Origin of the sequence: Spirosoma sp. KCTC 42546, from assembly GCF_006965485.1 — a bacterium.
GTDB lineage: Bacteria > Bacteroidota > Bacteroidia > Cytophagales > Spirosomataceae > Spirosoma.
In genome coordinates this window covers 2,934,847-2,953,474 of the sequence record NZ_CP041360.1, presented here as the reverse complement: position 1 = coordinate 2,953,474, position 18,628 = coordinate 2,934,847, and the positions used below count along the sequence as shown (strand labels likewise).

Sequence of the window (18,628 nt, the reverse complement as noted above, 5' to 3'; positions counted from 1 at the left end):
CTACTGGACGATGGCAAAAAATAAAACGACCGAAACAGAAAACAGCGTAACTGACTTTGTCAATTCGATTGCCGATGAAGGGAAACGGAAAGACAGTTTTAGCGTTATTGACCTCATAAAACTGCAAACGGGACTTGACCCAAAAATGTGGGGGCCCAGTATCGTTGGTTTTGGGAGTTACCATTATATCTATGCCAGTGGACACGAAGGGGATGCGCCACTCATAGGCTTTTCGCCTAGAAAGGATGCACTTACATTTTATCTTTCGGCCTATTTTACGGAAAGAGAAGAGTTACTGGAAAAACTGGGGAAACACAAAACCGGGAAAGGCTGCGTATACGTTAAAAAACTCGAAGACATTGATCTGGATGTCCTTAAAGAGCTGATTGACCGGTCTACAAGTCATATACGAACCACTTATTCAGCTTGACATAAGTCTGCTCTAGTGCTGTAATCAGATAGTTTTTTTTTGATTCTATGCCCCCTGTTGTCTCTGACGATCAAATGCTTATTTAAAATACAAGTGAACTAGTCCGCTTGCAGTCGGCTTAGTTTTCGTTCGATCAGTGCCTTTTCAGCTATGGATGTCGTTAGCTGAATAGCCCGCTGGTAATGAGTCCGGGCTGGTTCCGGCTGTCCATTCTGCTCGTATAAATCTCCCAGAATAGCGTGGTAATGATGCATGGAGTCCAGGCCCGATAGTGTCACTACCTCATCAATAGCCATTACCGGCCCCTTCACGTTTGCGACTCCTACCGCACGATGCAGCGCAACAACGGGCGACGGTTTTCGCATCATCAGCATATCATAATAGAGCAGTATTGTGGGCCAATCAGTTGTTTCATAGGACGAAGCGATACAATGTTGCATGGCAATACCGGCTTCAAGATGATACTCACCTGGCGCTGGCCCTTCGGCCGAACGATTCAGATACAAATGACCGCGCCGAATTAAATCCTGGTTCCAGCGGCTTCGATCCTGATCGGCCAGTAAGATAATGCCACCCGCATCATCAGTACGGGCATTGAACCTGGCAGATTGAAAACACATCAGTGCCAGCAAGGCATCAACGGCGGGTTGCTGGGTCTGTGGCGTTTGGGTGAGCAACAGGCCTAATCGCATGGCTTCCTGGCACATATCCTGGCGAATCAACTGGTCGGGATGCGATGAATTGTAGCCTTCATTGAATAGGAGATAGATGCTTTTCAGAATCGAGTCCAGGCGGGGTGCCAGTTGTTGCCCCATTGGCACTTCGAGCCGGATCTCCTCCTGCCGAATTTTCTCTTTCGCGCGGTAGATGCGTTTTGCGATGGTTTCGTCGGTGGTCAAAAATGCCCCGGCAATCTCCCGAACACTCAGCCCACAAAGAATTTTCAGGCACATAGCCATTTGTGACTCAATGCCAATAGCTGGATGACATATGGCAAACAGCATCCGTAACTGGCTATCGGTAATTTCGTCGTCGAAGAAATAAACGTTGCCCATTATTTCGGTGGCTTCCTGTTGGTGCAGGTACTCGACTTCCGGACTAATCTGCCGCAATCGGGTTTCACGCCGAACTACATCTAATGCGTTGTTTTTTGCCACCCGGTAGAGCCAGGCGCTGGGATTATCAGGAATTCCCTGAAAGCGCCAGCTTTGCAAGGCTTTTACCATGGTATCCTGCACAATATCCTCAGCCAGATCGAGCCGGTCAAAACCAAGCATACAGGTTAACACGGAGGCTATTCGTCCTGCTTCATGCCGAAACAGATGGGCAACTAGTTGGTTGGAGTCAGTTAATGAAGAAGGGATATCAGGCATTAGGGTCTCTCAGCTCATAGTTTAGCGCCAGGCTCCCAAAATTAACCCCATAACCACAAAACTAACTGTTACGTATCCACCATGAATGAGCATATATCGAGTGGTTTTCCGTTCAAACTGCCCAATAACAAATAAAGACATGGTTACCCAGCCAAAGCCCGCTAAAAAACCAGCCATTGCCCCCCAACTTGTTGTGGTCTTACTGTCATTTAAAAACATGGCCAGATTGAAAGCCATCACCAATGAAAAAAGGAACGTTAGACTAAACAATTTCAGCATGTTACTCTGCCTCAGTTCGTGTTCAGAAAACTTATTTTCAGCCATCCAGGGTTTACCAAATAAAAAGGCAGAATACCATAGGCCACCAATTAAAAAATTAGCCAGTGTAGCCACTAAAATAGCTGGCCAGTTAAGGGTTGAAATATCCATAAAAATTTGCGTCAGGAACGATACAAGTTTACGTTTTAGATGTACTGAGAGTCCCCCCTTTTTTAAAAAAAAGAGGGGACCCAGGCCTTACTCGAAGTTCTCGAAGTTAATGATTGGCCGAACTTCTACAGTCCCATCGGTCTCGAACATAGGGCATCCATGAGCCAGCTCAACAGCTTCATCTAAGGAAGCCGCGGTTAAAATCAGGTATCCCCCTACAATTTCTTTCCCTTCGGTAAATGGGCCATCCGTAATAACCTGCCCGCCCCTGGTCATTTGTTTGCCAACAGGCGCCAGTGCATCTGTACCGATCAGTTTGCCCTGAGCTGCTATTCCTCCTATCCAGTTGTTCCATTTTTGAATCTCGGCCTGCATGGCATCAGGCGACATTTCGGCGAAGGCGGTTTCCTGAGAATAAGGCGAATGGAATACAAGCATAAATTTGTCCATTGTAGTTGATTGGTTATACTGGTTATTAATTTGTTTTCGTCACTTAGACGAACGACAATGCTTAAATCGGACAACGATTGAAAAAAAAACATTAATTAATCAAACTTATCAGGGCTAAGAGACCTTATGAATTAAATCTAAAACTCAAGAACCATTGCAACTTCGCTGGATATCGGTAAGGGATCGACACAGCGCAAAAGAAAACCGGTATGAATATTACAAAAAACAAAGTAGCCGCCATCCATTATACCCTGCGGGATAGCAGTGGTAACGTGCTGGATTCCAGCCAGGGTAGCGATCCGTTATATTATCTGCATGGGGCTAACAACCTTATTCCGGGTATGGAAGAAGGGCTGGAAGGCCGCGTAAAAGGTGATCATCTCCAGTTAGATGTAACACCGGAAAAAGGATACGGTAAGCGCGATCCGCAACTGGTAGAAGCTGTACCTCGCCGGGCATTTGGCGGACAGGAGCTTGAAGTAGGAATGCAATTTGAAACCAACGAAGGTCAGGTTGTTACCATAACCGAGGTTGGACCCGATACAGTAACCGTTGACGCCAACCATCCGCTGGCTGATCAGAATCTGTATTTCGATGTTGAAGTGCTGGACGTTCGGGATGCCACCGCCGACGAGCTGGCTCATGGCCACGTCCACGGCCCCGGAGGGCATCATTAAAAAAAGGAGAAAGGAGGAGGGGGACGAAAGGGAGGAAGGGTTGCTGACGCATGAATCCCTTCCTTCCTTTCGTCCTCTCCTCCTTTTATCCCCTTTTCCCCTATCTTTGCGCCACGAAGTCATGGCACAGATTGGTACGGATACACGGGCAGCAAAGGCATTTTTAGAAGCGGGAAATGTGGTGGGGATACCTACCGAAACCGTTTATGGACTAGCAGGTAATGCATTCAATCCAGATGCTGTTCTAACAATTTTTCGGGTAAAAAACCGGCCCTCTTTCGATCCGCTGATTATACACACGGACTCACTCGATAAACTCGATCAGTTCGTAACTAACATTCCTGAGCCAGCCCGTAAACTGGCAGAAGCGTACTGGCCCGGTCCACTGACACTGCTCCTCCCTAAGCGCGACCTGATTCCTGACCTGGTTACAGCAGGTTTACCCAACGTTGCGGTTCGTATCCCGAATCACCCCCTTACGCTGGCTCTGCTACGTTCGCTCGATTTCCCACTGGCGGCTCCGAGTGCCAATCCATTTGGGTATATCAGTCCAACCACGGCGCACCATGTTGCCGATCAACTGGGCGATCAGATTCCCTACATTCTGGATGGTGGCCCGGCAGGCGTCGGTATTGAATCGACGATTGTTGGCTTTGAAAACAACAAAGCCACTGTTTTTCGACTTGGGGGAATGGCTTTGGATCAGATTGAGAAAATAATTGGCTCCGTTTCCGTGCAAACGCATTCGACCTCAAATCCGAAGGCTCCGGGCATGTTGAGCAGCCACTATGCTCCCCGAAAACCGCTTATTCTCGTATCACCCGGCGAAACTCCACAACCCAGCGAACGGGCCGGGGCATTGGTTTTTCGCGAAGCCTTTGGCGGCTTTCTCCCTGAAAATCAGCGTATCCTCTCCCCCACTGGAGACCTCAACGAAGCAGCCAAAAATCTCTTTGCTCATCTGCGTGCCCTGGACGCGTTACCCATCGACGTTATTTATGCTGAGCCCTTACCCAACGAAGGGCTAGGCTGGGCCATGAACGACCGCCTTCGCCGGGCGAGTGTGCAGTAAGGGTCAAATTCTCCTACACTTCCCCACTCCCAATAGATCCTACGGCCTTACTAGCCAGTTCAATAATCATTGGCAACAAATGACCAAAGCGGGCATCCTGGCTATGCCCCTGTTTCCAACGAGCGTAGATTTGCTGCGCAATCACGGCGTTTTTGTATAGCCCAAATACATAGTAGAACAGAATTTCGGTCAGGTCACGACCACTTTGGGCAGCGTAGCGGGCTACAACTTCCTGCCGGGTCAGATTCCCCGGAAGCCACGTTAGGTTGAAGTTTCTATAAGCTGGACTATCGTTCGCTTCTGACCAATAGGCTAAGGTGGCACCTAAATCCATAAGTGGATCGCCAACAGTCGCCATTTCCCAATCCAGCACGCCTTTGATCAGAGGAATCGGATCGCCTGTAGATTCATCGGCAGCCAGCAGCACATTGTCGAATTTGTAATCATTGTGCAGAAAAGCGGGAGCCTGTTCAGCAGGATAGTTCTGTTGCAGCCAGTTGCCAACCTGATCCATTGCGGGAATTGAGTCGGTTTCGGCATTTCGGTACCGTTTGCTCCACCCCTCCACCTGGCGCTGTACGTACCCTTCGGGTTTACCTAACTGACTTAGGCCCGTTGACTGAATATCCAGGTTATGAATAGCTACCAGATTATCAACTAAAGCTTCTGATAACTGCCGCATGCGCTCCGGATCAAGAGTAAGCGTTGGCGCCATTGAGGCCCTTAGTATCACGCCCACTACGCGTGTCATAATATAGAATGGTACGCCCAGCACATCTGCCGATTCGCAGTAAACGATTGGATCCGGGATTTTATCGTAATGCCCTTTCAGCAACGACAATACCCGAAATTCCCGGCCCATATCGTGCCCCCCTTTGATGTTGGCCCCAGCGGGCGGTCGGCGGAGGACATATTCCTGCCGTTCCGTTTTGAGCCAATAGGTCAAATTGGAGAACCCTCCCGAAAACTGCCTGATTTCCAGCACTAGTCCTACTTCTGGTGCCTGTTCATGCAGGTATTCGTTTAAGCGATTTATAGCCAATTCTTCACCCGAACGAACTGAGCGGGGTATATCGGGAGCAAGCATGTTTTGTAAGATTTATGCAAAAAATTAGATCAAGCCCTGTTCTTTGGCAAAATTGAGTAAACCAATTGGCGTATCGATGCCCAGCTTGCGGGCTATATTTCGGCGATGCGAATTCACAGTGAATTCGCTAATAAACAGCCGCTCGCCGATTTGCCGGGTCGAAAACCCCTGTACAATGAGCCTAATAATTTCGACTTCCCGCTTCGTAATCTGGTACTTGATCGTGAAATCGTCAATTAATAACTCAGGAGTAGACGAAGCCACTACTTCATCTGGAAACCAGGTTGCGCCAGCAGCCACGGCTATAATCGCTTCTTTCAGAACACTGGAACTGCTGGTTTTTAACAGATAGCCGTCGGCCCCCAGCGATTTGATTTCTTTGATCAGTTTGGGTTGATCATAGCTGGTAAAGATGATAACTTTTAGATGAGGCTGCCTCTCTTTCAGGATCGTCAGAGTCGAGATACCATCCAGATGGGGCATGTTCAAATCGAGCAGCACCATATCGACTAGTTGTTTTAGCAGGCGATCCATTAATTGGCGACCATTGGTGACAGAATCCAATAATACCACATCGTCCATTTCCTCAATCACCGCCCTTACTCCGTCAATTAATAATGGGTGATCGTCCGCTATGATTAGTCGTATGGGCATACTATTTCTGCTTAGTAAACAACTGACCTGGTGTGTATGAACTACGTTGCACTATGTGGCGAACCCGCGGTTTATAGTTGTTCAGCCGTCATTAGCTGGCGAAACTGACGCAATTCTTTCGCTTTCTGTTTGATATCCAGGCCATATTTTTTCAGGATATTGATAGCCAGATTTTGCTTATGTACTTCATCGGCTCCGTCCAAGATGCGTGCACCCCGCTCATGCCGATACATAGCCGACAGCACGGTATCGTCTGTAACGCCCAATGCACCATGTACCTGAATAGCCCGGTCAAGCACTCGTAGAAACGCGTTGGCAACATAAAACTTAATGGCTGAAACAGCGTCGCGAACATTGCTCACACCAACCGTATCAATCATGTGAGCTGTATTAAGAACATACAGTCGGCTAGCGTCAATTTCAGCGCGGCTTTCGGCAATGAAATCCTGAATAAACTGTTTCTCGCCCAGCATAACACCGTCTTCAATTTCCCGGGTAGCTGCCCGTTTACACAGGAGATCCAGTGCTTTTTCGGCATTACCAATCCAGCGCATGCAATGGTGAACGCGCCCCGGTCCAAGCCGCTCCTGCGCCAGCCGGAAACCCATTCCTTCACCTGCAATCACGTTCGATACCGGCACCCGACAGTCAGTATAACTCACTTCGGCATGACTGAACCAGCCTTCACCAGCTTCCCCAAACACGGGAATATTTCGTTCGATGGTAAAGCCGGGCGTATCAGTCGGAACAATAATCATACTGGCTCGTTGGTGGGGCGCTGCATCCGGATTGGTAACTGCCATCACCACAGCAAAGGCAGCTCCATCGGCCGACGAGGTGAACCATTTACGGCCGTTGATCACGTATTCATCCCCGCTTCGAACGGCCATCGTTGCCATTCGGGTAGGGTTTGAACCGGCGAAATCGGGTTCGGTCATTGAAAAACAGGAACGAATTTCACCTGCCATTAGGGGCTTCAAATAGCGTTCTTTCAACTCGTCGGATGCGAATCGGTGAAGCAGCTCGGTATTTCCGATATCGGGAGCCTGACACCCAAATACATAATGCCCAAAAAACGGTGCATGGGCCAGCGCTTCACTGATCTGTCCGAATTCACAAAGAGTCAATGCATGCCCGCCATCTTCTTTTGACAGATGAAGTCCCCATAAACCGGCGGCTTTAACCAGTTCCCGTTTCTGATCGAGAATAGGGATCAGTTCAGCTAGTTTGTTGTGCGAGAAGCCAGCTTCAAGCGGAATCAATTCCGTTTCGACAAATTCGCGAACCTGTGCCAGCAAGGGTCTGACGCGCTCGGTAGTGAAAATCGTATCCATATCAGCAATTTATGGGATTTTTACCGATTGACCACATCTAACACTTTACTCCTTCCCTGCAACCCACCTGTGTGCACTGCCACTACCGTGGTGCCCTCTGGAAAGAATCCGTTTCGGGCAAGGTCGTAGATGCCATAGAGCATCTTTCCAGTGTAGACCTGCTCTAGCAATACGCCCGTTTTCTGTTCAACTTCATGAATAAAGCGCATCAGTTCTGGTGTGGTTTTGGCATAGCCACCGAAGTGGTAATCGTGAATAAGTCTGGGGCAAGCTTCCCCTTGGCCATTATGATGTGACAAGTGACCAGGCGGAAGCTTGTCCCAGACAAGGCCTTTCAACACAACAAATCCCATCACATTCGTTTCTGCGGGTGCCGATTGCGCCAATCCCGCTACCGTACCTCCTGTGCCTACCGGGCAGCATACATAATCGGGTGCATAACCCAGTTGAGCCACTAGTTCGGGAATAATCTCTGCCGAACCCTGAATAGCTAACTCGTTTGTACCTCCCTCTGGCAAGATGTAACAGGGGCCAAATTGCTTCGTCAACTCAGCGAGGAAATCGGGGTCTTCTTTGCGCCGATAGTCGGCCCGACTAACAAGGTGCAGATGCATTCCGCTGTCTCGACAAAACTGAAGGGTTTCGTTAAGTGGTTTCCCAGCTAATTCGTCGCCCCGAACAACGCCAATCGTTCGAAAGCCAAACACCTTTCCTGCCGAAGCAGTAGCATACAAATGATTCGAGTAAGCTCCGCCAAAGGTGAGTAACGTAGTAAAGCCCTGAGCGCGCGCGGCCAATAAATTATATTTGAGTTTACGCCATTTATTGCCCGAAACTTTTGGGTGTAGCAGATCGTCACGCTTCAGTAGCAGACGAATAGGAACGGGTTCAGGAAATGGGGTATCAAGCCGTTGAACCGGTGAGTTACCTACCAAATGAGCCAGTTGCCGGGCAAGTTCGTCCATAATCCGTAGTTTTGTACCGTACAAACCTATAAGGTTTGGGGAAACCTCATAGGTTTATTTTGAGAAAATGGCGGAACTAGACGACGAATTACCTGAAGAGGACGAATTATACGAACACCACCGTATTGTGGTGGATAAAGGCCAGGGGCTGCTGCGGATTGATCGTTTCCTGATGGATCGGCTGCAAAATGCAACCCGTACCAAAATTCAGGCGGCTATCGACGCAGAGTCCGTTCGGGTGAATGATAAGCCAACCAAAGCCAGCTACAAAATTAAGCCGTTGGATGTCATTACGGTATCATTGGCCCATCCGCCCCGTGATACGGACGTTAAGCCAGAGAACATCCCACTTAACATTGTCTTTGAAGATGATGAGTTGCTGGTACTCAATAAACCAGCGGGTATGGTAGTCCATCCCGCCCACGGCAACTGGGATGGTACGCTGGTGAATGCGCTGGTCTACCATTTTCAAAACCTGCCCACCTCGCGGAATGGCGAGATCAGACCCGGCCTGGTGCATCGGATTGACAAAGATACGTCGGGCCTCATGGTGATTGCCAAAACCGAATTTGCCATGACGCACCTGGCCCGGCAATTTTTTGAGCACAGCATTGAACGGACGTATAACGCCCTGACCTGGGGCATTCCCGAGCCTGCGGATGGTACCATTACCGGCTTCATTGGCCGGTCGGTAAAAGACCGAAAAGTGCAGGTAATTTATGACGATGAATCGAAGGGTAAGTGGGCCATCTCCCATTACAAAACCCTGGAAGCGCTTCGCTATGTTGCTTTAGTACAATGCAATCTGGAAACGGGCCGTACGCATCAGATTCGGGCCCATTTTAAGCACATCGGTCATCCATTGTTCAACGACGCGATGTACGGTGGCGACCGGATTCTACGCGGTAACCCGGTTGGGAGCTATAAAGCATTTGTAGAAAATGCCTTCAAACTACTGCCCCGACAAGCCCTTCATGCCAAATCATTAGGCTTTACCCATCCCCGTACCAAAGAATGGCTCCAGTTCGACTCAGCCTTGCCCGACGATTTTCAAGCCGCCCTTACGAAGTGGAGGAAGTTTGTTGGGGAGTGAGTGCAGTTTGTTAATTGAGTATCTTGCATCTTATTTCACTTAATACACTTACTTACCACTACACTTACTATACTAACCCGATACAATGATTTCAATCCGCCCTGGCACCCTCGAAGATATACCGGAAGCCTTCGCTTTAGTTATGGAACTGGCCGTTTACGAACGTGCTGCCGATCAGGTTACCAACAGTGTTGAACAAATGGCCCTGGATGGCTTTGGACCAAATCCTCTTTTCGGGATGATTATGGCTGAAGACTCCGACAGCAAGAATATCGTTGGTATGGCCCTCTACTTCTATCGGTATTCCACCTGGAAAGGCAAACGTTTATATCTGGAAGACATCATTGTAACCGAAGCTTTTCGGGGATTTGGCGTCGGTAAACTCCTTCTGGACGCTACAATTGAGACCGCCCGCGAAACACAATGCACTGGCATGATGTGGCAGGTATTAGACTGGAATGAACCCGCTATTGGCTTCTACAAACAATTCGGCACCCGGTTCGATGACGGCTGGACAAACTGCCATTTAGATTTTTAAAAATGGAGTAAAGGCAGGAAGGGGAAGAAAGGGAGGAGAGGAATGAAGATATAGAAAATCGACAAAAGAATAGTACATCCCTTTCCTCCCCTTCCTCCCTCTCGTCCCTTTCCTCCCTCTAATTCCCTATCTTTGCGGTTCGAGAATAGTGACTAAGCATGACGTATCGTCAACGAAAAGCCCTGCGTATCGCTGGGTGGATAGTTCTGAGTATTTTTTTATTGGCCTGTGTAGGTGGCGGGATTGCTTATTTCAAGCGCGAAAGTTTATTAAAAACCGCCCTTGAACGGGGAATTCGCAAGGCAAAGCGGGATTATCACCTGGATGTACGCATCGGTTCGGCTAAATTTACCGGCCTGAGTTCGCTTGCATTTACGGATATTTCAGTTGTGCCCGAAAAACGCGATAGCCTGGCGCGTATCCAACGGGTTGAACTGGCAGTCCGGTTTTGGCCATTACTGGCAGGGAAAATCGGGTTGTCGGGCATGACACTCGAAAACGGACTGGTTCAAGTCATTAAGCGTGACTCGCTGACGAACATTGACTTTCTGTTGCATAAGAAGCGCGATTCAACAGCCACTGATGAGCCCTCAACAGAAAGTACGAAGCGCACCAATCTGGCCGACGTAACCGAAAATCTGATCGATAATATCCTATCTAAAATTCCCGACGATCTGAATATCAGCAATCTGGAGTTTCGGGCTATGGATAATAATGATACGCTCAGTTTGCTTACCCAAACGGCTGTCATTAAAAATGAAGACGTTAGCTCGACCCTGAAACTAAATGGCAATCAGGCAACCTGGCACGTTACCGGTACTGCTGACCCCGCTGACCGGGAGTACAACCTGGCTTTATATGCAGAAGGCCATAATGGTCGCCCAAAGCCCATTGAGCTTCCCTATATTCAGAAAAAATTCAACTTAGTACTCCAGGCAGATACCCTTCGGGCTGAACTCCATGATGTTGACCGCTCCGGGGGCGAGTTTCGACTCGAAGGAGCAGGTTCGGTTCGAAACCTTCGGATTAACCACCCGGCTATTGCCCGTACCGATGTACTGGTTCCGCTGGCAGCCATGGATGCCCACCTGTTCGTTGGCGAAAATTATGTTGGCGTTGATAGTTCGTCGACATTGCATCTTGGCCAGGTGAGCGCCCATCCGTTTGTAAAATATACGCTTAAGCCAACGAAGATCTACGAGGTACAGCTGCACACGGGGCTTATAGATGCTCAGGCGCTATTCAATTCGTTTCCACAAGGCTTGTTTGAGTCCCTGGAGGGCATGAAGGTAGCTGGCAAACTAAAATATGATGTAGCATTTCAGCTTGATTCATCCCTCCCCGATTCGGTAAAATTTGACTCTGGATTAACTTCGGAAGGCTTTCAGATTCTGCAAATGGGCCGCACTGATTTTGCGGCTATCAACCAGCCATTTGTGTACACCCCCTACGAGAAAGGTAAGCCCGTTCGGAATATCATTGTCGGCCCCGAGAATCCGGATTATACCCCAATTAATCAGATTTCGCCTGATCTTCGTAATGCCTTGTTAACCTCAGAAGACTATAATTTCTTTACGCACAATGGGTTCAACGAAAAAGCATTCCGGGTGTCGATTGCCACAAACTTTAAGGAGAAATCATTCAAACGAGGGGCCAGTACGATTTCGATGCAATTGGTCAAAAACGTCTTTCTGAGCCGTAACAAGACACTTTCGCGTAAAGTCGAAGAAATCTTGATTGTCTGGCTCATTGAGAATCAGCACATCGTTCCGAAAGAGCGGATGTATGAGGTTTATCTGAATATCATTGAATGGGGTAAAAATATTTATGGCATTGGCGAAGCAGCCCGCTACTATTTTGCCAAAAGCCCTTCCGATTTAAACCTTGGCGAAAGCATTTTTCTGGCTTTTGTGGTACCTCGCCCCAAAGCGGCCTTAAACTGGTTTGTTCCAGACGGAACCCTTCAGGTTCGTAATGTACGGGGTTACTTTAAACTAATTGGCCGTATTATGGCCCGGCGTGGGCTGACCACTCCCGATTCAGGAGCCTATGGTTTTTATAACGTTCGATTACGCGAAGGGCTTCGTCGACAGGTATCCCCAATCGATTCATTATTCCAGGGTGATAGCCTGATGACAGACCCAGTGGATACGGATGTAGACGATGAAGACGAAGGCGGCACCGGTATTGGCAACTTTTTTCGTCGGCTCTTTAAGGGTAAGAAGAACGATGAGAAACGTAACGATGAAGAAGCCACCACTGTTCAACCAGAACGTCGGGCTGTTCCTGATGTAATCACGAATGAACCCGCGCCAGCAGATACCGTTAAAACCCGTAAGCAATTACGCCAGGAACGGCGCGAACAAAAAAGACGAGAGAAGGAAGCAAAAAAGGCGCTGGAAGATAGTAACCCATAACAGGAACTCCTATGAAAGCATTGATTCGATTGATCCTGATTGTTGTTGTCCTTGGCGGTATTCTTCTTTTCGTGGTGTCAAAACTGAACCATACGTCGCTTACGCCCCAAACGATTGATTTAACTGTGGACTGTTCTGAAGTCGACAATGTACTGGTGACATCGACAGTAAACGTGGTGGTCAAGAATTTGTCATCCCGTTCTCACAAGGACGTGTCGGTAAAAATCATTGCCTTCGATGAAGCCGGGACGGCACTCAAGGAAAAATTCACAACCTTCAGCCGCACCCTGGCCCCCAATAGCAGTTTCGATAAGCCAGTCACGTTACCTGCCAACACGAAGCGCTGTGACTGTACAATTGTTAGCTCGCATCCGGTGAAGTAAGTTAGTAAAGGACTTTTGGGTTATGAAGTACCAAATCCCACATGACCAAAATGAATTCCTACCGAATCAACTTGGCCTGAATTCGGCGGAAGCAATTGCCTTGGCGGAGTTTGATGGATTCCTAAAGGCAGAAATTATATTGACTGACGAACTAACTAATCGAACCAGATTCTCAAGTGGCTATATACAGAAAGTTCATAAACTAGCCTTAGGCGAAGTTTATTCGTTTGCAGGTAAATGGCGGGATGTCAATTTATCAAAAGGCGGATTTGTTTTCCCGATGGCTCAGTTTTTACCAGCCGTAATGGCTTCATTTGAAACTGATATTCTAGCGAAACTCCCTAATCGCTACTCGGCTACGCATCAGCTCATCCATGATTTGGCTGTAGTTCATGCTGAACTGTTATTTATTCATCCATTTCGGGAAGGGAATGGCCGGACAGCACGACTAATAGCGAATTTGATGTGCCGAAAACAGGGACTAAACGCTCCGCATTGGGAAAAGATAGAGCCTAACGAGGGAGCCAGTATCCGTTTTGCCAATTATGTAATGGCCGTGCAACGTGCAGCCGATCAAGACTATGAGCCGATGAGGCAAATCATCGAAATTATTTTCCCAACGTAGTTTCTGCTTTTCGCAAGGCAATAGCTGCCTGTTCTGTTGAAATAGTTATTTTCTCAATACAAAAGGAAGCAATCGCTGACCGTAAAATATCAGATCGAATAGCCGATATGGTTGCTTTTTTTTCTGTTGATTTCATTTTATAAAGATAAGATTTTTAGCGCTCATGTCGCGTCTGAGGTATCCTTTTTCTAACACCTAAAGTTAGTAAAGAAAGGCTTATTTTCCGGTTATCGTCACGGCCTTACCCAGATACTGGTCATTATCAAGTTGATCTAGCAGGAAAGCAGCTACATCGGCGCGACTAATTTTGGGTATCGAAAATCGTGGAAATGGCAAATGTTCACCTAGTCTAATTTTGCCTGTAAGAGGGCCATTGGTAAGGCGGGTTGGGCGCACAATTACCCAGTCAAGTTTGCTTGTATGGATGGCGTGTTCCTGTTTTTCCTTTTCGGCAATAACTCCGCTAAGCAGTGTTTTTATAACTAGTTTACTTGGTAGCGATGCCTCTTCGTAGCTCGTCCCAACGCCCAATGACGATACAACCAATAGTCTACGAACGCCAGCCTGCCGCATAGCCGCAATCAGATTTTTCGTACCATCGGCCACAGCCTCATCATGCTGGCCGGGTCGGCTACCGAGCGCACATATCACCACATCCTGCCGACGCACGGCATGTAGTAGTGTCTGCGGTTTTAGCACATCGCCAGTTTCCACGGTTAGGTTCGGGTGCTTTACAGGCAGTTTAGCGGGATCTCGTACGAAAGCCGTGACAAAATGACCGCGCTGAAGAGCTTGCTCAATGATTTGTAACCCGGTCCCTCCGGTGGCACCTACGACTAGCAATTGCATAAAAAATGGCTGATTTTGGTTATATCTCTAACCCAAAATTCACTATAATGTTACAAAGCTACTAGCTAGTAATTTTGTAAATGTCCACTGCGTATTAGTCTCGCCTTACTTATACGAGTCTAGTAACTAAACCGGTTTGGGCGCTATTAAGCTTACTATTAATAACAAATCCATAAACGATTTTAACCTTACTATTCTAAGTTAAATAATACATTTGAGAAGGAATACTCGTTGCTATGGCAGCTACGAAAGTTGAACTAGTCTCTGTAGAAGCCCAAACAAAGGCTAATTTAACCGAATTGGGCCTAAGAACGATTACCCGAATACCCCTTGATTAATCCATGGCTATCAACCAGTTAATACTAACTCTAAGTTGATATATGGCTGATCTATCTGACCAATTCACCGAAGTTGTTACCTTAATTCATCAGGCTCGAAGCCGGGTTATGCAGCGGGTCAATCGTGAGTTAATTGATCTCTATTGGCACGTCGGTGCTTATATTAGTGCGAAAGTTGCGTCTACCGAGTGGGGTAGCCAAACTGTCGATCAGCTCGCCGATTTCATTCTGCAACAACAACCCGACTTACGGGGCTTTAACCGATGAGGTCTCTACCGGATGAAACAATTCTACGAGACATATCGGCCGATTTACGAAAAAGTGTCACCACTGGTGTCACAAATTAGCTGGACAAACCACCTCATTATTTATCACAATGCAAAACCCCGGAAGAACGGGAGTTTTACCTGCTTCTGACCGTCCGGGAGAAGTATAGCAAGCGGGAACTCGAACGCCAGATTGACAGCCATCTATTTGAGCGCACTATGCTGGCCAATGCACAGTTGCCTCCCGCAGTACGCCAATTGCCCCAAGACGTAACTAATGTATTTCGAGATAGCTACGTACTGGAGTTTTTGGACTTGCCCAATCGTCATAGCGAAGCCGACTTACAGACTGCACTAATCCAAAACCTGCGTAAGTTTCTGCTCGAAGCCGGGCGATATTTTACGTTTGTGGGCGAAAATTACCGCGTGCAGGTAGGTAATCAGGACTTTTACACTGATTTGTTGCTCTATCACCGATCCCTACAATGCTTTGTGGTGGTTGAGTTGAAAGTAACCGCCTTTAAACCCGAACATATTGGTCAGCTCAACTTCTATCTGGAAGCCCTTGACCGAGACCACAGACTGCCTCATGAAAACCCAAGTATTGGCATTCTGCTCTGTGCCAGCAAAGATAGCCAGGTAGTTGAGTATGCGCTCAGCCGTAGCCTATCACCAACACTCGTAGCCGACTATACACAGCAACTGATTGACAAACGATTACTGGCCGAAAAACTGGCTGAACTCTACGCCTATATTCAAAGCGAACAAGTGAACTAAATAGTAAAACTCAACAACCAGGCTTATCTATGACCTCATCACCATTGGCACGTAAAACAACCCATTAACGATCCCAAAGCTTCTACTCTTTCCATCGTATCGACCCGATGTTAATCCAGTAAATCGGGCCGCCTTGCCTGAGTACGTTCAAGGGCCTTTTCGTGGCGCCATTCATCAATTTTAGCTTCATGGCCCGACAGCAGAATATCCGGAACCCGATGCCCTTCAAATTCGGCCGGGCGGGTATATACAGGGGGGGCCAACAGATTATCCTGAAAAGAATCGGTTAAGGCTGATGTTTCGTCGTTCAGAACACCGGGCAACAAACGGATAATGGCATCCGACAACACGCAAGCCGCCAGTTCACCGCCCGACAATACGTAATCACCGATGCTGATTTCTTTGGTTATGAACAACTCTCGGGCCCGCTCATCGACGCCTTTGTAGTGGCCACACAGAATAATAAGGTTCTGTCGTAGCGATAACGAATTAGTCGTTTGCTGATTCAGCCGCTCACCATCGGGGGTCATATAAATTACCTCATCGTAGGCACGGTCGGACTGTAATGCTCGGATGCAATTGGCAATTGGTTCGATCTGCATAACCATACCGGCACCACCCCCGAACGCATAGTCATCCACGCGTCGGTGCTTATCGGCTGTATAATCGCGCAGGTCGTGCACAACTACCTCTACATACCCACCTTGTTGCGCCCGTTGCAGAATTGAATGGGCAAAAAAGCTATCCAGAAGCCTGGGGAGACAGGTAATAATATCAATCCTCATCGGTATCGTCCTCGTCGCCGTTCGTTTCTGGCTTGTCTTTAGGGTCTTCCATATAAATTTCCAGAAGACCATCAGGCAGTGCTACATTAAGCTTCTGTTGGGTGCGATCCACCGTCCGAACAATATCGCTATTGATCGGGATTAGGACTTCTTTGCCCTGATAATCCATGGCAATCAGATCCTGCGCGTTCATGGCATATACACCACGTACAATACCCAACTCACCGGCTACGGCATCAACAATTTGATAGCCGACAATTTCGTGGAAGTAAAACCGGGTTTCATCGGTAATGGGCTCCAGTTCATCAAGCGGTAAGTAAGCGCCACAGTTGATTAAACGCTCAGCCTGCTCGATTGTGTCGACGTCCTCAAAGGCAATAATTGCCCGGCTACCTTTTACAATGGCGATCGATTCGATAAAGTATGGAATCAATTCTCCCTTCACTTCCAGCAGAATCGATTCCAGATCAGCGTACTCCGCTGCGTTGTCAACGTCCAAAAACAGCACTAATTCACCACTAACGCCGTGCGTTTTGGTGATATGACCCACTTGATAACAGTCTTCTTTTGTCATAATCTAACATAGCTGAAAGCCAACTATAAAGCTATTGAGCGCGGCTGGCCGCGTTACTTACAGAAAGAGCCTGTTCAGAAACGAACAGGCTCTTTCTTAGCAAATTTACCGGAATGCCGAATCATCAGCATTTCGAAGCAGTCGAAAATTATTCCGCAGCTGGTTTTTCTTCCGTGCTTGCAGCAGCAGGAGCTTCTTCGGCTACTGGAGTTTCAGCAACCGGGGCGGCTGCTTCAACAGCGGGAGCGGCTTCAGCTACAGGAGCCTCTTCAGCAACCGGAGCGGCTGCTACTTCAGCTACTGGAGTTTCTTCAACCGCTGGCGCTTCAGCTACAGGAGCTTCTTCAACAGCAGGGGCAACTTCGGCAACCGGAGCTTCCACTACAGGTTCTTCTACTTTGTTTTTCTTGGCGATCGCTTCAGCGCGAGCTTCGTTTACCTTTTTCTCAGCTTCCAGACGAGCAGCACGATCCTGCTCTTTGGTTTGCGATTTGGTATCAGCAGCTCCTGCTTTACGGCTTTGTTTGCCTTCCTGCCAGGTCGTGTATTTCTCATCAGCCTGTTCCTGCGTGATGGCCCCTTTGTTGACGCCTACCTGCAGGTGTTTACGATACATGATGCCTTCATGCGACAATACCGAACGCGCGGTATCGGTCGGCTGAGCACCTACCATAAGCCAATAAACGGCCCGATCAGACTTTAATACGACCGTCGAAGGGTCAGTGTTGGGATTGTACGAACCGATTTTCTCAATAAACCGGCCATCGCGAGGAGAGGTTGACTCTGCAATTACGATGTCGTAAATCGCCATTTTTTTGCGTCCACGACGCGCTAAACGAATTTTAACACTCATTTGTGCTTGTTTGGTTTTGATGGGAGACGCATCCCCCTTGTAAAACGTGGCCGCAAAGGTACAAAAAAAGTTTGAGGTTTGTAGTTTAAAAGTTTGAAGTTATGTTATCAACTTCAAACTTTTAAACTACAAACCTCAAACAATAATAAAAAACCCTTCCCAATACGAGTCTATAAGCCGGGTTCTGTCCTCCAAGTAAGCCTCTCGGCTCATCAGATGGCTTATCATTTATCTGGGATGGTCGTCACCGGCCACCTCGTTCGACCTACCCGCGTCGGCATCCGGATTTCTCCGAAACGGGAACGGGCCGCCCCACATCCGACGCTTATTTGGTCTTTCAGCCCCTAAGGTTTATCCTGCCCCGCCGGTCGCCCGTCGGGCGGTAGGCTCTTACCCCACCTTTTCACCCTTACCACTACTTAATGAATAATGTATAATGGTTAATGAATAATCCCAGCAATAGCCTTCATTATTCATTTTACATTGTCAATTATACATTAAGTACGGGCGGTATATTTTCTGTGACACTGGCTGTCGAATGGTCGTTCCCAACCATCCTCCTTCCCGTTAGGAAGTAGGGTGCCCTATGCTGCCCGGACTTTCCTCGCCCAATTGCTCAGACGCGATAAGCCAACTCGTATTGATCAGGGAGGGCAAAT

At 48.0% G+C, this 18,628-nt stretch carries 22 protein-coding genes and 1 other RNA gene; 10 read left to right on the top strand and 13 right to left on the bottom strand.

Annotated elements, in window-relative coordinates; translation table 11 throughout:
* Positions 1–10: 10 nt before the first annotated feature.
* Positions 11–430, top strand: a complete 420-nt coding sequence (locus EXU85_RS11870) for a DUF1801 domain-containing protein (RefSeq protein ID WP_142772285.1) — start codon at positions 11–13, stop codon at positions 428–430.
* A gap of 98 nt (positions 431–528) precedes the next feature.
* On the opposite strand, the gene EXU85_RS11865 is transcribed toward EXU85_RS11870, so the two are convergent.
* The 3 genes from EXU85_RS11865 to EXU85_RS11855 form a co-directional block, all read right to left on the bottom strand.
* Positions 529–1,803 carry an RNA polymerase sigma factor gene (locus tag EXU85_RS11865; protein WP_142772284.1) on the bottom strand — a complete coding sequence of 425 codons (1,275 nt, stop codon included), beginning with the start codon at positions 1,801–1,803 and terminating at the stop codon, positions 529–531.
* Positions 1,804–1,824: 21 nt separating this feature from the next.
* The gene (locus tag EXU85_RS11860; RefSeq protein ID WP_142772283.1) at positions 1,825–2,232 is read right to left on the bottom strand and encodes a DUF1761 domain-containing protein; all 408 of its coding nucleotides are present in this window, start codon (positions 2,230–2,232) and stop codon (positions 1,825–1,827) included.
* An 87-nt stretch (positions 2,233–2,319) separates the two neighbouring features.
* Positions 2,320–2,682, bottom strand: coding sequence for a YciI family protein (locus tag EXU85_RS11855; protein ID WP_142772282.1), 363 nt, complete (start codon positions 2,680–2,682; stop codon positions 2,320–2,322).
* 209 nt (positions 2,683–2,891) lie between these two features.
* On the opposite strand from EXU85_RS11855, the gene EXU85_RS11850 reads away from it, so the two are divergent.
* Positions 2,892–3,359, top strand: coding sequence for a peptidylprolyl isomerase (locus EXU85_RS11850; protein ID WP_142772281.1), 468 nt, complete (start codon positions 2,892–2,894; stop codon positions 3,357–3,359).
* Positions 3,360–3,480: 121 nt separating this feature from the next.
* Entirely contained in the window at positions 3,481–4,431 is a 951-nt protein-coding gene (locus tag EXU85_RS11845) for an L-threonylcarbamoyladenylate synthase (RefSeq protein ID WP_142776689.1), read from the top strand.
* 13 nt (positions 4,432–4,444) lie between these two features.
* On the opposite strand, the gene EXU85_RS11840 is transcribed toward EXU85_RS11845, so the two are convergent.
* The 4 genes from EXU85_RS11840 to EXU85_RS11825 all read right to left on the bottom strand — a co-directional run bounded on the left by EXU85_RS11840 (position 4,445) and on the right by EXU85_RS11825 (position 8,471).
* Positions 4,445–5,518 (bottom strand): phosphotransferase family protein, encoded by a 1,074-nt coding sequence (locus EXU85_RS11840; RefSeq protein WP_142772280.1) that lies wholly within the window; start codon positions 5,516–5,518, stop codon positions 4,445–4,447.
* 24 nt (positions 5,519–5,542) lie between these two features.
* Complete coding sequence (locus EXU85_RS11835; protein ID WP_142772279.1) at positions 5,543–6,172, bottom strand: response regulator transcription factor; 630 nt, start codon at positions 6,170–6,172, stop codon at positions 5,543–5,545.
* Positions 6,173–6,243: 71 nt separating this feature from the next.
* Positions 6,244–7,506, bottom strand: a complete 1,263-nt coding sequence (locus tag EXU85_RS11830; protein ID WP_142772278.1) for an acyl-CoA dehydrogenase family protein — start codon at positions 7,504–7,506, stop codon at positions 6,244–6,246.
* A gap of 20 nt (positions 7,507–7,526) precedes the next feature.
* On the bottom strand, positions 7,527–8,471 hold the full coding sequence (locus EXU85_RS11825; protein ID WP_142772277.1) for a 1-aminocyclopropane-1-carboxylate deaminase/D-cysteine desulfhydrase: 945 nt from the start codon (positions 8,469–8,471) through the stop codon (positions 7,527–7,529).
* A gap of 67 nt (positions 8,472–8,538) precedes the next feature.
* Here EXU85_RS11825 and EXU85_RS11820 point away from each other — a divergent pair, with 67 nt between their 5' ends.
* From EXU85_RS11820 to EXU85_RS11800, 5 genes are all read left to right on the top strand, one after another.
* Positions 8,539–9,564: an RluA family pseudouridine synthase gene (locus EXU85_RS11820; protein WP_142772276.1), complete on the top strand. Its 1,026-nt coding sequence runs from the start codon at positions 8,539–8,541 to the stop codon at positions 9,562–9,564.
* A gap of 85 nt (positions 9,565–9,649) precedes the next feature.
* The gene (locus tag EXU85_RS11815; RefSeq protein ID WP_142772275.1) at positions 9,650–10,102 is read left to right on the top strand and encodes a GNAT family N-acetyltransferase; all 453 of its coding nucleotides are present in this window, start codon (positions 9,650–9,652) and stop codon (positions 10,100–10,102) included.
* 158 nt (positions 10,103–10,260) lie between these two features.
* Positions 10,261–12,519, top strand: a complete 2,259-nt coding sequence (locus EXU85_RS11810; protein ID WP_142772274.1) for a transglycosylase domain-containing protein — start codon at positions 10,261–10,263, stop codon at positions 12,517–12,519.
* 11 nt (positions 12,520–12,530) lie between these two features.
* On the top strand, positions 12,531–12,902 hold the full coding sequence (locus tag EXU85_RS11805) for a hypothetical protein (RefSeq protein ID WP_142772273.1): 372 nt from the start codon (positions 12,531–12,533) through the stop codon (positions 12,900–12,902).
* Between the two features lie 22 nt (positions 12,903–12,924).
* Positions 12,925–13,527, top strand: a complete 603-nt coding sequence (locus EXU85_RS11800; RefSeq protein ID WP_142772272.1) for a Fic family protein — start codon at positions 12,925–12,927, stop codon at positions 13,525–13,527.
* Here EXU85_RS11800 and EXU85_RS35320 read toward each other — a convergent pair.
* Together EXU85_RS35320 and EXU85_RS11795 are read right to left on the bottom strand one after the other, a co-directional pair.
* A complete protein-coding gene (locus EXU85_RS35320) occupies positions 13,511–13,663 on the bottom strand; it encodes a hypothetical protein (protein ID WP_168207774.1) in 153 nt (50 codons plus the stop codon). The genes EXU85_RS11800 and EXU85_RS35320 overlap by 17 nt on opposite strands.
* Before the next feature lie 80 nt (positions 13,664–13,743).
* Positions 13,744–14,376: an NAD(P)-dependent oxidoreductase gene (locus tag EXU85_RS11795; RefSeq protein WP_142772271.1), complete on the bottom strand. Its 633-nt coding sequence runs from the start codon at positions 14,374–14,376 to the stop codon at positions 13,744–13,746.
* Positions 14,377–14,756: 380 nt separating this feature from the next.
* Here EXU85_RS11795 and EXU85_RS35765 point away from each other — a divergent pair, with 380 nt between their 5' ends.
* Both EXU85_RS35765 and EXU85_RS35760 read left to right on the top strand, forming a co-directional pair.
* On the top strand, positions 14,757–14,981 hold the full coding sequence (locus tag EXU85_RS35765) for a DUF1016 N-terminal domain-containing protein (protein WP_246859529.1): 225 nt from the start codon (positions 14,757–14,759) through the stop codon (positions 14,979–14,981).
* A gap of 218 nt (positions 14,982–15,199) precedes the next feature.
* A complete protein-coding gene (locus EXU85_RS35760; protein WP_246859528.1) occupies positions 15,200–15,757 on the top strand; it encodes a PDDEXK nuclease domain-containing protein in 558 nt (185 codons plus the stop codon).
* Positions 15,758–15,867: 110 nt separating this feature from the next.
* Here the strand turns inward: EXU85_RS35760 and trmD are convergent, their stop codons facing one another.
* The 4 genes from trmD to rnpB all read right to left on the bottom strand — a co-directional run bounded on the left by trmD (position 15,868) and on the right by rnpB (position 18,611).
* The gene (gene trmD, locus EXU85_RS11785) at positions 15,868–16,542 is read right to left on the bottom strand and encodes a tRNA (guanosine(37)-N1)-methyltransferase TrmD (RefSeq protein WP_142772270.1); all 675 of its coding nucleotides are present in this window, start codon (positions 16,540–16,542) and stop codon (positions 15,868–15,870) included.
* Complete coding sequence (gene rimM, locus EXU85_RS11780; protein WP_142772269.1) at positions 16,532–17,116, bottom strand: ribosome maturation factor RimM; 585 nt, start codon at positions 17,114–17,116, stop codon at positions 16,532–16,534. Before rimM ends, trmD begins: the two co-directional genes overlap by 11 nt.
* A gap of 148 nt (positions 17,117–17,264) precedes the next feature.
* Positions 17,265–17,969, bottom strand: coding sequence for a 30S ribosomal protein S16 (locus EXU85_RS11775; protein WP_142772268.1), 705 nt, complete (start codon positions 17,967–17,969; stop codon positions 17,265–17,267).
* Between the two features lie 157 nt (positions 17,970–18,126).
* Positions 18,127–18,611: RNase P RNA component class A (gene rnpB / locus EXU85_RS11770), an RNA gene on the bottom strand.
* Positions 18,612–18,628: the final 17 nt, after the last annotated feature.

What these genes read in the sequence shown, in the direction of transcription:
- EXU85_RS11870 (WP_142772285.1), top strand. Translation starts at nt 11, where the DNA reads ATGGCAAAAAATAAAACGACCGAAACAGAAAACAGCGTAACTGACTTT.
- EXU85_RS11865 (WP_142772284.1), bottom strand. Translation starts at nt 1,803, where the DNA reads ATGCCTGATATCCCTTCTTCATTAACTGACTCCAACCAACTAGTTGCC.
- EXU85_RS11860 (WP_142772283.1), bottom strand. Translation starts at nt 2,232, where the DNA reads ATGGATATTTCAACCCTTAACTGGCCAGCTATTTTAGTGGCTACACTG.
- EXU85_RS11855 (WP_142772282.1), bottom strand. Translation starts at nt 2,682, where the DNA reads ATGGACAAATTTATGCTTGTATTCCATTCGCCTTATTCTCAGGAAACC.
- EXU85_RS11850 (WP_142772281.1), top strand. Translation starts at nt 2,892, where the DNA reads ATGAATATTACAAAAAACAAAGTAGCCGCCATCCATTATACCCTGCGG.
- EXU85_RS11845 (WP_142776689.1), top strand. Translation starts at nt 3,481, where the DNA reads ATGGCACAGATTGGTACGGATACACGGGCAGCAAAGGCATTTTTAGAA.
- EXU85_RS11840 (WP_142772280.1), bottom strand. Translation starts at nt 5,518, where the DNA reads ATGCTTGCTCCCGATATACCCCGCTCAGTTCGTTCGGGTGAAGAATTG.
- EXU85_RS11835 (WP_142772279.1), bottom strand. Translation starts at nt 6,172, where the DNA reads ATGCCCATACGACTAATCATAGCGGACGATCACCCATTATTAATTGAC.
- EXU85_RS11830 (WP_142772278.1), bottom strand. Translation starts at nt 7,506, where the DNA reads ATGGATACGATTTTCACTACCGAGCGCGTCAGACCCTTGCTGGCACAG.
- EXU85_RS11825 (WP_142772277.1), bottom strand. Translation starts at nt 8,471, where the DNA reads ATGGACGAACTTGCCCGGCAACTGGCTCATTTGGTAGGTAACTCACCG.
- EXU85_RS11820 (WP_142772276.1), top strand. Translation starts at nt 8,539, where the DNA reads ATGGCGGAACTAGACGACGAATTACCTGAAGAGGACGAATTATACGAA.
- EXU85_RS11815 (WP_142772275.1), top strand. Translation starts at nt 9,650, where the DNA reads ATGATTTCAATCCGCCCTGGCACCCTCGAAGATATACCGGAAGCCTTC.
- EXU85_RS11810 (WP_142772274.1), top strand. Translation starts at nt 10,261, where the DNA reads ATGACGTATCGTCAACGAAAAGCCCTGCGTATCGCTGGGTGGATAGTT.
- EXU85_RS11805 (WP_142772273.1), top strand. Translation starts at nt 12,531, where the DNA reads ATGAAAGCATTGATTCGATTGATCCTGATTGTTGTTGTCCTTGGCGGT.
- EXU85_RS11800 (WP_142772272.1), top strand. Translation starts at nt 12,925, where the DNA reads ATGAAGTACCAAATCCCACATGACCAAAATGAATTCCTACCGAATCAA.
- EXU85_RS35320 (WP_168207774.1), bottom strand. Translation starts at nt 13,663, where the DNA reads ATGAAATCAACAGAAAAAAAAGCAACCATATCGGCTATTCGATCTGAT.
- EXU85_RS11795 (WP_142772271.1), bottom strand. Translation starts at nt 14,376, where the DNA reads ATGCAATTGCTAGTCGTAGGTGCCACCGGAGGGACCGGGTTACAAATC.
- EXU85_RS35765 (WP_246859529.1), top strand. Translation starts at nt 14,757, where the DNA reads ATGGCTGATCTATCTGACCAATTCACCGAAGTTGTTACCTTAATTCAT.
- EXU85_RS35760 (WP_246859528.1), top strand. Translation starts at nt 15,200, where the DNA reads ATGCTGGCCAATGCACAGTTGCCTCCCGCAGTACGCCAATTGCCCCAA.
- trmD (WP_142772270.1), bottom strand. Translation starts at nt 16,542, where the DNA reads ATGAGGATTGATATTATTACCTGTCTCCCCAGGCTTCTGGATAGCTTT.
- rimM (WP_142772269.1), bottom strand. Translation starts at nt 17,116, where the DNA reads ATGACAAAAGAAGACTGTTATCAAGTGGGTCATATCACCAAAACGCAC.
- EXU85_RS11775 (WP_142772268.1), bottom strand. Translation starts at nt 17,969, where the DNA reads ATGAGTGTTAAAATTCGTTTAGCGCGTCGTGGACGCAAAAAAATGGCG.